This is a genomic window from Chitinophaga sp. CC14, from assembly GCF_048957795.1.
Lineage (GTDB): Bacteria > Bacteroidota > Bacteroidia > Chitinophagales > Chitinophagaceae > Chitinophaga > Chitinophaga ginsengisegetis.
This window is the reverse complement of record NZ_JARBFY010000001.1, coordinates 1,951,840-1,965,536: the sequence shown is the minus strand read 5'-3', so window position 1 is coordinate 1,965,536 and position 13,697 is coordinate 1,951,840. Positions and strand designations below refer to the sequence as shown.

General features: G+C 43.6%; 9 protein-coding genes. 1 reads left to right on the top strand and 8 read right to left on the bottom strand.

The genetic code is table 11. The features are described from left to right. Nucleotides 1-32 precede the first annotated feature (32 nt). Genes PV783_RS08160 through PV783_RS08125 form a run of 8 tightly spaced genes read right to left on the bottom strand, consistent with a single transcriptional unit; the run spans nucleotide 33 to nucleotide 10,547 of the window. Nucleotides 33-578, bottom strand: a complete 546-nt coding sequence (locus PV783_RS08160) for a gluconate 2-dehydrogenase subunit 3 family protein (protein ID WP_420987655.1) — start codon at nucleotides 576-578, stop codon at nucleotides 33-35. Then, nucleotides 579-2,297, bottom strand: coding sequence for a GMC oxidoreductase (locus PV783_RS08155; protein ID WP_420987654.1), 1,719 nt, complete (start codon nucleotides 2,295-2,297; stop codon nucleotides 579-581). A 47-nt stretch (nucleotides 2,298-2,344) separates the two neighbouring features. Further along, a complete protein-coding gene (locus tag PV783_RS08150) occupies nucleotides 2,345-3,169 on the bottom strand; it encodes an ROK family protein (RefSeq protein WP_420987653.1) in 825 nt (274 codons plus the stop codon). 1 nt (nucleotide 3,170) lies between these two features. Continuing rightward, nucleotides 3,171-3,905 (bottom strand): glucosamine-6-phosphate deaminase, encoded by a 735-nt coding sequence (locus PV783_RS08145; protein ID WP_420987652.1) that lies wholly within the window; start codon nucleotides 3,903-3,905, stop codon nucleotides 3,171-3,173. A 21-nt stretch (nucleotides 3,906-3,926) separates the two neighbouring features. Then, complete coding sequence (locus tag PV783_RS08140) at nucleotides 3,927-5,009, bottom strand: Gfo/Idh/MocA family protein (RefSeq protein ID WP_420987651.1); 1,083 nt, start codon at nucleotides 5,007-5,009, stop codon at nucleotides 3,927-3,929. Nucleotides 5,010-5,037: 28 nt separating this feature from the next. Next, nucleotides 5,038-5,841, bottom strand: a complete 804-nt coding sequence (locus PV783_RS08135) for a glycoside hydrolase family 16 protein (protein WP_420987650.1) — start codon at nucleotides 5,839-5,841, stop codon at nucleotides 5,038-5,040. A 36-nt stretch (nucleotides 5,842-5,877) separates the two neighbouring features. Beyond that, nucleotides 5,878-7,413 carry a RagB/SusD family nutrient uptake outer membrane protein gene (locus PV783_RS08130; protein WP_079469239.1) on the bottom strand — a complete coding sequence of 512 codons (1,536 nt, stop codon included), beginning with the start codon at nucleotides 7,411-7,413 and terminating at the stop codon, nucleotides 5,878-5,880. Between the two features lie 56 nt (nucleotides 7,414-7,469). Then, a complete protein-coding gene (locus PV783_RS08125; protein ID WP_079469240.1) occupies nucleotides 7,470-10,547 on the bottom strand; it encodes a SusC/RagA family TonB-linked outer membrane protein in 3,078 nt (1,025 codons plus the stop codon). A gap of 193 nt (nucleotides 10,548-10,740) precedes the next feature. Here PV783_RS08125 and PV783_RS08120 point away from each other — a divergent pair, with 193 nt between their 5' ends. Beyond that, nucleotides 10,741-13,611, top strand: coding sequence for a ligand-binding sensor domain-containing protein (locus tag PV783_RS08120; protein WP_420987649.1), 2,871 nt, complete (start codon nucleotides 10,741-10,743; stop codon nucleotides 13,609-13,611). The last annotated feature ends 86 nt before the right edge of the window (nucleotides 13,612-13,697 follow it).

Here is a 13,697-nt window from a genome sequence, read left to right as displayed (position 1 = left end):
GTTCATTGAATACTGTTCTTTCTCTTGTGCTATCAGCTCCACGCTGTTTCTCCATTGTAATCTATACATCCCTGGTAGCCCCCGGGCAAAGGCAGGTAGCGTAATACTTCCGTAGCACCGGGTTTTGATGTAAAGAATCCCAGTAAAGTCAACTGCTTTATCAGGGTAAAGTAATGTGGAGATGTGGTGTTGTTCCTGCTGTGATCTTTCGCCTCTTTATCCACGTTGGTAAGGAGAACATTTTTTTGTTCAGCAGAAAGCTTTACAAAAGTTGCCTTAAACTCTTTAAGTGAGGCATCATTTAATTGGGTAATTCCCCGCCTCAATGTTTGTTGTTGCATCTTATTATAACAATCCGATGCATACAATGCAATAAATTTTCCTACTTCTGCATCCTTTGCACCCGGCGTATTTGTGCGGGGAAGAATAGTTTCTGCTACTTCATCAAAGAATGCAATGTCATGCTCACCAAAAATCGGTTCATTACGTTCCCTGCATCCCGCAAGAAACAGCTCTCCCCCTACCAATGCTGCGCCTGTAAGCACAGAGATCGTTTTTATTAATTCCCGGCGATTCATTTACAACGCTCCTTTTTTTAGTTGCTCCACCGCATAGTTAGCAGCTCTTGCAGTTAGTGACATATAAAGAATAGAAGGACTTTGATTGCCGGTACTTGTCATACAGGCGCCGTCCGTAACAAATACATTTTTACAATGATGCAGCTGATTCCATTCATTCAGCAATGAATTGGCAGGGTCCTTTCCCATACGTACGCCGCCCATTTCATGTATATCCAGTCCCGGCGGCTGGCGGTTTTCATTTACCACAATATTCTTAGCGCCTGCTGCCTCCAGCATCGCCCTGCCCTGTTCGATAAAATCTTTGACCATTTTATCATCATTATCATCATAGTCTACAGATGTTATTAACAAAGGAATTCCCCATTCATCCTTTTTATCTTTGCTTAATCTTACATGATTGCTTTCTTTGGGAATTGTTTCTCCCTGCATATACATATACGCCCCCCATTTACCCGGCTTACTAATAGCGTCTTTAAATGCAGCGCCCAGTGCCTTCGGGATATTTTTATCATTTAACTTCTCCCGGTAACCAGCGCTAAAGATGACATAACCGCCAACAAAATCTGTGTCTTTCTGATACACATTCCTGAAGTTGGGAATAATACATTCCGAAGGCTTCGATACTTTGTAATACTTATCTTCAAAACCATCAAACTCCCCGCTCATTCCTGCCCTGTAATTGTGAAAGCCAATGTATTTCCCAAGCAACCCGTTATCGTTCCCGAGTCCGTTTGGAAACCGCCTGGAGGTGGAATTTAACAACACCAGGTTCGTGTTTAAAGCAGAGGCATTAAGGAAAATAATCTTTGCATGAAAGATGATTTCCTTCTTTGTGTTGGCATCAATCACTTTCACGCCCGTTGCTTTACCGGATTGTTCATCATAGATAACGGAATGCACAACAGAAAAAGGCCGGATCGTTAAATTGCCTGTTTTTTCCGCTGCCGGCAGCGTAGAGGCATTTGAGCTAAAATACCCGCCCAGCGGACAACCGCGCATGCAAAGATTCCTGCTTAAACACTGGCGGTGTTGCTCTTTGTGGATAGCCTGCGGCTGTGTTACCTGCGCCCATCTGCCGGATACATAATGACGGTTGAACTTACTGGCCACCGTTTCTTTTAAATGCTGTTCTACACAGTTCAATTCAAAAGCAGGCAAAAACTCTCCATCCGGCATGGTATCAATACCTTCCTTATTGCCACAAACGCCAATAAACTTTTCCACGTGACTGTACCACGGAGCCACATCGTTATAACCAATGGGCCATTCAATTCCATATCCGTACCGGTGTGGCGCCGTAAAATCCATCTCACTCCAACGTGCGCAGGCACGGCCCCAAATCAGGGATTTTCCGCCAACCTGGTAGCCCCGTATCCATTCAAAAGGTTTTTCCTGGATATAGGGATGGTCTGCATCTTTTATAAAAAAATGCGCGGTACTGGCATCATATCCTGCGGCTTTGCTGATATAGGGATTGGCGTCTAACACTTTTTCCGGAAGCGCTCCGCGATACTTAAAATCCCAGACAGGCGTATTAGCAGTTGGATAATCCTTTATATGCTCCACATTTCTTCCACGCTCCAATACCAGTGTTTTTAATCCCTTCTCGCACAATTCCTTTGCTGCCCAACCACCGCTGATACCACTGCCTACAACAATTGCATCAAAAGAAGTTATTTCCTCCTGTTTAACAGAAGTACCTGAACTACCGGCCATATATGAATATTTATCTTGTTATTATTTAAGTTGTTCTACGTTGTATGCTATTGGTGCAAATGCAAAGCTGCCGCACCTAAAATATTACCATTCACCAGGGAAGACGCTTCAATTTTCAAAGTAGAAATTGCGCGTTTATATGCAAAAGTGTTCACTGTTTTCCACATACTTTCTGAATAAAAAGGGAAGGCTGCTTTTACTGCGCCACCAATAATAAAACACTCCGTGTCCAGTGCATACAGGATCAATTTGATGGCTTCACCTAAATGCCTGCCAAAGTCGTTGTATATTTCAATAGCCGCTGCATCATTCGCCAGTGCGTTGTTATAGAGAATGTCTCCTTTTACATGATGCACCTGTTCAAAGAAACGGCCACTTACATAATACTCGATGTTTTTATCCAGGTATTTTATCATTCCAAATTCCCCGGCGCCGCCATATTTCCCGGTAACTAACTGGCTGTTCAGGATGATCCCTGTTCCCAGCCCCGTTCCTATTGTCAATCCTACCACGGATTCATGCGCACGCCCGCTTCCAAAATAAAATTCCCCCAATGCAAAACAGTTCGCATCATTCTCCATTTTCACCGGTAACTGATAACGCTGCGCTAAAACCTCCCGGAGATTTATTTCGTTCAATGAAGGAATATTAACAACATCATATAAAACTTTAGTGGATGGGTCTACCAAACCTGGAACGCCTATCCCGATTGCTGTTACATCGTCGTTGATTATTTTATCAATTACGCCATAAATCTGTTCGGGTACATTTTCCTGTGCATAAAGGGGCTGGGAAATAACGGATGAAAGCACGCCGTCGCTCACTATACCAGCTCTCAGATTTGTTCCTCCCAGATCAATACCTATAACCATGTTAGTGTATATTTGATAAGAGAGCAGCAGCATCTGCATCTAAAAAGATAGTTACAGAAGAATGGTTGAGCAGCAAACTTCCCGGCAATTCATTGGTAGGCGGCTCTTCCAGCATCTTCTTCACAATTCCTGCCTTGTGTTTTCCGCTTACCATTAAAATAATATGCCTGCTTTCCAGTAACGTACCGAGTCCCAGTGTAATCCCTTCTTTCAATACCTGCGGCTGGTTAAAATATTTCTGACCTACCTGCATGGTTACCGGATGTAGTGTAACAATCTGCGCCCTGCCATCCGCGGCACAACCCGGCTCATTCATGGCAATATGCCCGTTCATTCCCAAACCAAGTATGGCTACATCAATCCCGTTATACTGCGCAATAAACCGCTCGGCAGCTTCACACTCCTGCTGAAGAGCTGTAGCACGGCCATCAAAGAAGCAGATTTTATCTCCGGAAATATTCAGTGGCAGCAACAACTCTTTGTCGATGGAGTAACGGCAGCTTCCTTCATCGCTGCCGTTTAATCCTACCCACTCATCCAACCCTACAAAGCCCCACTGGGATACATCACTTTTTCTGTCTTTATATTTTTCCACCAGCACCTTATATAAACCAGCCGGCGTATCGCCGGAAGCAGGGCATAGTAAAGGATTTTCACGCCCGGACATTAGTTCAGTTACCTGTTCTGCAACTGCTGCTGAAAGTTCCTGGTACGTATTAAGTATGGTTAATTTCACAATTCCTGTATTAACGGTTAACTATGGCTTCAGCCAAAGGTCAATAGGTTTTTCTACTTGCTGATTAAACGGAAGATTGATTTTCTTTCCCTGCCCGGCAGATGCGTAAGCGGCATAAATGATTTCCAGAACAACCCTTCCGTCCTTTCCGGTAACCAATGGTTCCCGGTTATGCTGTACGCAGTCTATAAAGTGCTTTAACTCCTGGGGATACCCCTGGTTAAATGCTTCTTCAAACATGCAAAAACTCCAGCCTACAGTAGTATCCGTTTTTTCCATTGCATAGCCATATCCATTTTTGCTATAGGCCAGTACGGAATTGCCCGTAAACAGGTCGGCATACACTACTCCGTCCGTACCGTGAATTTCACTGCGGTCATCCATGCCTCCCTGCTTTGCCCAGGAGTTTTCCACAACGCCTGTTACGCCATTTTCAAATTCTATAATTACAATGGAGTTGTCTTCTCCCTTAGTTCTTTCTTTATGTAAAACGGTTTTCATGGATGCCGTAACACTGAGTGCTTTGTTGTTTTTCAGCATCCACCTGAACCACGCAATGCCGTGGCACCCCATATCCATTAAAACGCCGCCGCCGGATTGATCGATATTATAGAACCAATCGGAATGCGGACCAGAATGCTTTTCCGATTGCTTTAACATATACACATCTCCAACGGCTCCCTCTTCCACCAGCTTCCGGGCACGCTCATATTTAGGCGCAAAGCAAAGTTCCTCCGCATACATTAATTTCACATTTGCTTTTTCACAGGCCGCAATCATTTCATCGGCTTCTTCCAGGGTAACAGCCAGCGGCTTTTCAATAATAATATGCTTCCCGGCCGCTGCGGCTTTCAGGGTGGCTTCTTTGTGCAGAAAATTTGGCAGACAAATATCAACTACGTCGAAGTCAACATTACTGATCAAATCATCTATGGAAGAGAAGTGCTGCGCAATATGATGCTTAGCTGCAAAGGCTTTTGCCTTCTCTGCACTTCTTGTATAAACAGCTACCACCTCTGCTTCCGGAACAAACCGTTCATAACTTTCCAGGTGGATATCGGCAATAAATCCGGCTCCTAATATGGCTACTTTTACCCGTTTCATATTTTATATTCAAGAGGTTTACAAACTGTTACTCTATCCATTTATACATCCGCACATAGTCCACCTGCATGGCAGCAGGGAAAACGGTATCATCCACACCTTCCTTTCCACCCCAGTTACCGCCAACAGCAACATTTAACAACAAATAGAATCTTTTATCAAAAGGCCATTCTGCGGCCGTTTTGTGTTCATTAGCCACCTGGTAATATACTTTCCCGTCTAACAGGAAAGTGATATTTTCCGGAGTCCACTCTACTGCATAAACATGAAACTTGTCGTAGGGCCGCTTAATATAGATACCTTTTGTTTTTTGTGTTCCAATAACATGGTTATAGGATTTGCTATGCAAACTTCCGAAGATGCTGTCTTTCATGTAGCCAACATGTTCCATCACATCGATTTCCCCGCTTGCCGGCCAGCCTCCGTATTCATCATCGGTCGACAGCATCCATATTGCGGGCCAGAGTCCCCTGCCTCCGGGAAGCTTTGCTTTAACTTCCAGCTTTCCATATTTCCAATCACCTTTTTCTTTGGTAATCATCCTTGCCGAAGTATATTTATTATCTCCGCTGCCGGTATTTCTTGCTGTGATATACAAAGATCCGTTTTCCACTTTGGCATTGCTGGTGTCTGCAGCGGTGTATAGCTGCAGTTCATTATTTCCCCAGCCCGATCTGCCGGTTTGATATCCCCATTTTGTACTATCAGGCAACCCCTGGTAGTTAAATTCATCACTCCAGGCAAGCTGCCACTTTTTGTGGCGCTTTAAGGATTGAGAATGAGCTATACCCGAGCAACCAATTGTAATAAGCAACACTATTATATATTTCATCAGATTCAGATTCAACAGATATTCCGGTTAATAAAATTATTTAAGTCTTGGATTCACATCTTCCTGCGCCTGCGGAATGGGAATGTAGTCGCTTTGTCCCTTTACAAAGCCAGGGAGTACGGTTGCGGCCTGGTCTGTTCTTAACAGGTCATTGAATCTTTCTCCCCACCACTCGCATATCAGTTCTGCATGGCGTTCATCGAGTAATTGTTGTAAGGTGACGTTGGAGATGGAAGCCAGTTTTACCCGGTTCCTGACCAGGTTCACCTGCGCATCGCCGCTTTGTCCCTTACGGATCTTCGCTTCCGCATTCATCAATAACACCTCTGCATAGCGCATGATCCGGACGTTGTTATTGGCTCCATAATAATCTACCCGGCTATCGGTCATTTGTGAACGGGGGTAATAAGCCTTTCCATTGAAGTATTTCTTCCGGGATGCGTTACCGGAGATCTTGTCGCCGTCCGGTGTAAAGGAAAACGTATCAGGATTACCATCAATTCCGCAATACTGAATCGCTGTTTTTAAACGGATACTATCATTACGTGATTTCAAAAAATCGACGGCTTTTTGTGTAGGCACCATCCAACCGGGGCCTGTAATCACCGTGCTAAATGTATTTTCAGGGCCCTGGAAGAAAAAGAAATTACCCCATTCTTCGCCGGGGCCGCCGGATATAACGATATCGCCGGTCGATTTTCCGAAATCGGAATACTGCAATTCCAGGATAGCTTCATCGCACAGTTTACCTGGCTTCTTAAACAACTGGTAATAATCGCTGAATAAAGAGAACTGGCCGCTGTTGATAATCTGGTTGGTACAATCCAATACAACATCCCAATAAGTACTACCACTGTTGTTACCAGCCAGGTCCATTGCTGCTTTGGCTTTTAACATCAACGCGGTGTATTTGGTAACGGCTCCTATGTGTGTGGCAGCATTGGGTCTTGCATCTTCCAGGTTTGCAATGCAGAAATCCATTTCGGAAATAACATGCTTTTTCACATCTTCAACACTGCTTTTTGAAGCGGCGCCAAGATTGGTAGGATCATTACTTTCTATGCCAAGAATGGGTACTGCTCCAAAGGTCCTGGAAATCCAGAAATGCGCAAGCGCCCTGTAGAAACGAACTTCCGCCTGGTATTGTGCCAACTGCTTTGTTTTTGCCGCATCATTGGCGGGAATATTTTTTCCAAACTTTTCCAATTCGGCCAATGCGCTGTTCGCCCCAAGTACCACTGCATACATGCTGATCCACATGTCGTTAATACCCCAGTAACTTTTAACCGTTACATCACTCTGGAAATTATGAATGGCTACCTGCCCTGCATCATCATTTCCCGGCGCTATATCATCACTGCGCTCAGAGCGGATCGCCACGCTTATCCATTTTGCAAAAGTGCCGCTGGCAGCAGTTCTGTAAACACCCGACACCGGCTGGTACATTAAAGACAAATCGGTGTAATTGATGGTGGTTGCCTGCGCCTGATTTTCTAATGGCCGGTCTAAAAACTTAGAGCAACCAGAAGATAACAAAAATATTACGAGCAGAATTGATATATAGTTTTTCATGATTCTTTTTTTTGTTTTCCTATAACTGTTATTATAGCCTGAAGAGTTTGTTCATCCTAGAAAGTAGCCCTTACACCTAAGCTGTAAGTGGAGGAAACCGGGTAAACATTTGCATCATAACCAGAAACCGAATAACCAAAGGAAGTATTGGTGCCTACTTCAGGAGTAAAACCATTGTACTTGGTAAAAATAAACGGCCTGTCGGCAGTACCAAATACCCTCAGGGCAATGGGCGACTGCTTGCCTACATTAAAGTTATACCCAAGTTGAATATTCTGTACACGTAAATAAGCGCCGCTTTCTACAAAAAAGGAATTGCTCACTTTAAACCATCCCTGACCTAAAGCATACGCGGAAGGATATGCATTCGTTGAACCAGGACCGGTCCAGAGATTGCTGGCAAATTTTTCATCCAGGTTCAGCGACGTGGAAGCTTTGTAAAGCCGTCCCCGGTTGAGGTTCATAATTTTATTTCCCGATACACCCTGGAATGCCACGCTAAAATCAAAGCCCTTATAAGTAAGTCCAAAATTGAAACCATAAGTAACTTTTGGCAAATAGCTTCCCATATTGATGCGATCTTTATCGTCCAGGATGCCATCTCCATTCTGGTCCTTATACTTAGGGAAACCGGGAACAATCTGAGAGGTAGCCGATTGGTTATAATGGGCAGCAACCGGATCACCATCAACCTCCGCCTTCGTTTGGTAAACACCGATAAATTCGTAACCATAAAAATAATTGATGGGTTGCCCAACAACTATGCGGTTAGGAAACTCAGCTGTCCACTCCGGAAATCCACTTGTGGAGCTTGGAAGCGTTCCTAAGTTTGTAACTTTATTTTTTAAAGTCGACATATTGGCGCCTATCTGGTATCCCACGTTACCAATTTTATCATGCCAGTTTAACGCAATATCCCAACCACTGTTCACCATATCAGCCCAGTTGCCATAAATAGTAGTATAAGTAAAAGGGAATGGGCGATAGAGCGCTGCTTTAGTTGTTTTTCTGTTGTAATAATCAACAGATCCGTTTAATTTTCCTTTCAGCATTTCAAAATCAACACCGCCATCCCATTCTGTTACAACTTCCCAGGTGATATCTGTATAAAATCTGTTTACTGTATAGCCGGGCAGATATTGGCCATTGGCTGCTGCAGTACTACCAAAAACGGCGGAAGTGCTGTTGCCGGTTTTCACGATGGCATATCCCGCATTGGCATTTACACCGTCGTTACCAAGTTGTCCCCAGCTACCCCTGAGTTTTAAAAAGTCAAATACTTTCTGATTCCGCATAAATGCTTCTTTGCTGATTACCCATCCAAGACCTACGGAAGGGAAATAGCCCCATTTGGTCTGGTATTTTGAACTTCCGTCGGCACGAAAAGTTGCTGTCAGTAAGTACTTATTATCAAAATCATAGGTGCCGCGTGTAAAGAATGAGATACCGGCGTTGCGGGTACCATCCTCTTTATAATAAGCCGCATTCGGCGTTCCCTGGCTGGTATACCATGATTCCTCTACATCGGGTACATTATCTGCTTCAGTCCGGGTTTGACGCCATCTCTCTTCCCTGGTAGACTGTCCCAGCAACAGGCTCCAATGATGGCGGCCTTTACCATCCTTATAGGTAAGCAGGTTGTCCAGGATATAATTGGTAGTCCGTTCCTGGATAGAAGTCAGGTGAGATACGGTGGCATCGGCGCCAGGGCCCAGGTTCCTTAAAGGGCTGTACTGGGTGCCAAGTAACGATCCATATATCTGGCTCAACTGGGACCGGAAAGTGAGTTTATTATCCCAAAAGCCTGCTTCTGCATACAGGGTTGGTAATATCTGAAATGCTTTTGACCGGTTATAATTATAATAGGCAGATGCCATTGGATTTTTATCATCCGATCTTCCAATAACGGAAGCCGCTGTGAACTTTACCGGGAAAGCATTCACATTGGTGCTGTCGTATACCGGGAATAAAGGGGAAGCTGTATAGGCATCCAGGAAAGCACCGCTGTTAGGCGTAAAAGTGATAGAATTATTAAAAATGGCCGAAAATCCTACTTTAAGCCAGGGAAAGGCTCTGGCTTCCAATTGAAGCCGTCCGTTATATCTCTTAAAGTTATTCAGCGCATTCAAAATACCGTTTTGATAAGTATAGTTTAAACCTACTGAATAGGTTATTTTGTCACTGCCTCCCTGGATATCAATGCCATGATTCGTTATCAGGGCGCTTTTTCTTAAAATAACATCGTACCAATCCGTGCTGGTGGTTGGATTAAGCCCGCTGCCTCCAAATTTTTGAGAAGATAATAACACGGTGCCACTGTCGGCAGTGGAACCTCTTTTCAGGGAAAAGTCGGTATATTGTTGTCCATTGGCCATTTTGAGAACGTTTGTTGGCTTCTGAACCCCTACATATGCATTATAAGTTACGCGGGTCTTCATGTTTAATTTCCCTTTCTTAGTGGTTATTAACACTACTCCGTTGGCCGCACGCACCCCATAAATCGCTGCAGCAGACGCGTCCTTAAGAACAGACATGTCGGCAATGTCATTGGGATTAAGGAAACTGATATCACTTACAAACATCCCGTCTACTACATAAAGTGGATTTTCATTATTAAACGATCCAACTCCTCTTATCCGGACATTGGGAGAACTACCCGGAACCCCGCTGGTTACTACCTGTACACCAGGAACGCTTCCCTGTAAGGCCTCCATTGGCGTAGCCGTAGTCCGCTTAAGCATATCGTCTGTATTTACAATCGATATCGGCGCCGTAAGGTCGCCTTTCTTCTGCGTGCCGTAGCCTACCACTACTACCTCATCCAACCCGGTCAGGGACTCCCGCAGTTGAATATTTAAGACATTACCGGTAATAGCCACTACTTTACTGGCGTACCCTATTGCCGACACCATAATAGAATCCGAGCCGGGAGGTACCGAGAGCGTAAAGGCGCCGGTTTCGTTTGTTGTAGTACCTGTAGCGGTGCCTTTCACTCCTACCGAAGCCATGATGACAGGCGCATTTTTGTCATCAGTGACGGTACCCTTTATGATTTTGTTCTGGGCTTTGGTGGTTAAGTGGAAAATAGTGGAAAGCACAAGGAGGATAAAAATTCCTAAGAACCTTTTTTTCATACGTAAAATTTAATTTTTAACTCGTTCTCGAATGTGAATCGTGGAAAATCAAATGTAGGTTAGCCCGGTAGAAAATGTTAAGAAAACCCTACTACACTACTACATCTTATCGCGTAATTCCCTATTTTTAGGGCAAAACCAACTACTACAATACTACTACATCTGTTATGCGGGGGCTTGAAATATGAATAAGATGCTGCTTAATATCCTGTTTTCCTTTGGGCTGTTTTTGGTGAGCGGCACCGCTGCATATGCCCAAAATGGCATCGGCATTCCTGCTGTTATCAACTACACCAAGTTTAATTACAACGGAGGTAGCCAGAACTGGGGCATAGGACAAGATAAACAGGGAGTAATGTATTTTGCCAATAATGAAGGCTTACTGAGGTTTGATGGCAGCCATTGGAAACTTTATCCGCTGCCTAATAATACGGTGATGTGGTCACTTGCAGTTAGTGATAACGGGAAAATTTACGTTGGCGGCCAGGATGAAATAGGGTATTTTTCTCCCGGGCCCAATGGTATGCTCACATATACCTCCTTAAATAATAAAATCCCGGAACAATATAAAAAATTTGCAGATATATGGCATATTGCCATCCTGGGCAACCGGATTTTCTTCCAGGCCGACGACCGCATCTTCGAGTATGACGAAAAGAACGTTCATACTTATATGGCCAATTCACAATGGCTTTTCATAGAACGTGCCGGTGAAAGCATCTATGCTTCAGATCGTGTTACAGGGTTACTACAACTAAACGACAATCAATGGACCCCGGTAACGGATGGTAAAAAACTGGCCGGAGTGCTTATTGCCGGTATGTTCCAGATGGGCAAAGACAGTATCTTCATTGTTACCCGGACAAATGGCATCTTCCTGTTACATAACAACCTGATAACTTTACAAAGCAATAACAGGCAAAATAATCTCTACATCAATTCTGCCGCTAAAATAAGTGAGGATGAATTTATTATAGCTACCTCCTCTGCCGGCTGCCTGGTGGTAAATATAAAAAAGGATACGTGGGAAAGCTTCTCCGACGAACAAGGACTCCAGAATAACAATGCGTTGAGCGTTTTTATGGACGCCGGTAAAAACTTATGGACCGGGTTGAACAGCGGGATTAGTTATATTAATTACAATTCCGCCATCAGGTACCTCCAGATCGGTAAAACAAACAACCTGCCCGGCTATTCAACCCGGATACTAAATGACAAGCTGTTTGTTGCTACCTCCAACGGACTGTATAGCGCCCCTTTGGCAAATAATGGGAACCATGTTACAAAAAATGATTTCTCCCTGGTAAAAAATACAGAAAACCGGGAGGCATGGAACCTCAACGAAGTGAATGGACATTTGTTGCTTGGCAACGACAATGGAAGCTATGAAATACAGGGAAACGAAGCCCGGCTGCTTTCGGGAGGCGCAGGTAGCTGGTATTTCCTCCCCCTGTCTTCGGTTTATCCGGCACAGGATATCATAGTAGGTACCTATTATGGCCTGAAACGGCTCCGGTACGAAGGCAATGATTTCAGGGACGAAGGAAAGATGGACGGCATGAATGATTCCTATCGTTTTATGGCATTGGACCATAACGGGGATGTGTGGGCCTCCCATCCCTACCGCGGTATCTATCGCTTTAGTCTTTCTCAGGACAAGAAAAAATACACCGCCCGTTTATACACCCTCAATGATGGCTTACCTTCTACCTTAAATAATTTTGTTTTCAAGATAAAAAATCAAATCATCTTTGCTACGGCCCGCGGACTCTACGAGTTTAATCCCCAAACAAATAAATTTTCTCCTTCCCCGTTTCTTTCAGATGTTTTTGGGAGAATGAAAGTACGTTATCTGACAGAAGACAAAGAAGGCAACATCTGGTTCTGCAACGAAAAAGGTACAGGGGTTGCGCATTTTTCTACAGCGGATGCTGTCAGCACCCCTAAGGTCACTTATTTTCCGGAGCTAACCGGGCAGCTCCTGCCAAAATTTGAAAACATCTATCCTTATAATAAGGAAAACGTTTTTATTGGCTCAGAAAGAGGATTAATTCATCTTGATTATCAAAAATATTCTTCCGTAAAGCCCGGGCTGACCGTTTTCTTAGGACTGGTAAAAGCTATTGGTAAAACTGACAGCACCATCTTTGGCGGCTATGGCGGCACAGACAAACAGGTATTGCAATTGCCATCAGCTTACAATGCGTTTCATTTTGAATACAGCTCGCCATCATATGAATTCCAGAAGAATATTGAATATAGCTATCAACTGGAAGGCTACGACAATGACTGGTCGCCCTGGGATGCTAAAACGGAAAAAGACTATACCAACCTGTCAAACGGGGAATATACTTTTAAAATAAAAGCCCGGGACAACCAGAATAACGAATCCCCGGTTGTTTCTTACAGTTTTGTCATCAATGCCCCGTGGTATAAAACTATCTGGGCAATACTCTGCTATATCTCCATTTTCGCTGGTCTGTTATTTATGATGAACAAACATCAAAAGAATAAATTCCTCTCACAACAGAAAAAATTTGAAGAAGAACAAAAAAGACTGAAATACATCCACCACCTGGAATTGGAAAAGAATGAGAAAGAAATAATCAAGCTTCAAAATGAAAAATTAGAACAGGAAGTTTTTATCCAGAAAAAAGAATTGGCGAATGCAAGTATGCACCTGATGGAAAAAGACGATACCTTAACAAAAATAAAAGAAAAAGTTTCGCGTCTTAACAATGATACCACTAATAACAACGATATTAAAAGTATCACTGACCTGATCAAGGACACTGAAAAAAACAATGCCAACTGGGAAGTATTTGCTGCTCACTTTGATGAGTTAAATGATGGCTTTCTGAATAAACTGAAAAAGCAATATCCGCAGCTTACCAATTCCGATTTAAAAGTATGCACTTATATTAAGCTTAACCTCACAACAAAAGAAATGGCGCAATTGCTGAACATCACGGTTCGCGGTGTGGAAGTAAGCCGGTATAGGATAAGAAAAAAGATAGGTCTGCAAACAGAGCAATCGTTAAGTAACTTTTTAAACCAGATTTAAAGACTAACCATCCTTCCATACGCCCGCCCCCTCACTTCTGTTTATTGCCGTAACCGTCAATAATAAAAATTAAAAAAATCTGATTT

Bases quoted from the DNA above. Each gene is read 5' to 3' on its own strand.
- PV783_RS08160 (WP_420987655.1), bottom strand. From the start codon at position 578: ATGAATCGCCGGGAATTAATAAAAACGATCTCTGTGCTTACAGGCGCA.
- PV783_RS08155 (WP_420987654.1), bottom strand. From the start codon at position 2,297: ATGGCCGGTAGTTCAGGTACTTCTGTTAAACAGGAGGAAATAACTTCT.
- PV783_RS08150 (WP_420987653.1), bottom strand. From the start codon at position 3,169: ATGGTTATAGGTATTGATCTGGGAGGAACAAATCTGAGAGCTGGTATA.
- PV783_RS08140 (WP_420987651.1), bottom strand. From the start codon at position 5,009: ATGAAACGGGTAAAAGTAGCCATATTAGGAGCCGGATTTATTGCCGAT.
- PV783_RS08135 (WP_420987650.1), bottom strand. From the start codon at position 5,841: ATGAAATATATAATAGTGTTGCTTATTACAATTGGTTGCTCGGGTATA.
- PV783_RS08130 (WP_079469239.1), bottom strand. From the start codon at position 7,413: ATGAAAAACTATATATCAATTCTGCTCGTAATATTTTTGTTATCTTCT.
- PV783_RS08125 (WP_079469240.1), bottom strand. From the start codon at position 10,547: ATGAAAAAAAGGTTCTTAGGAATTTTTATCCTCCTTGTGCTTTCCACT.
- PV783_RS08120 (WP_420987649.1), top strand. From the start codon at position 10,741: ATGCTGCTTAATATCCTGTTTTCCTTTGGGCTGTTTTTGGTGAGCGGC.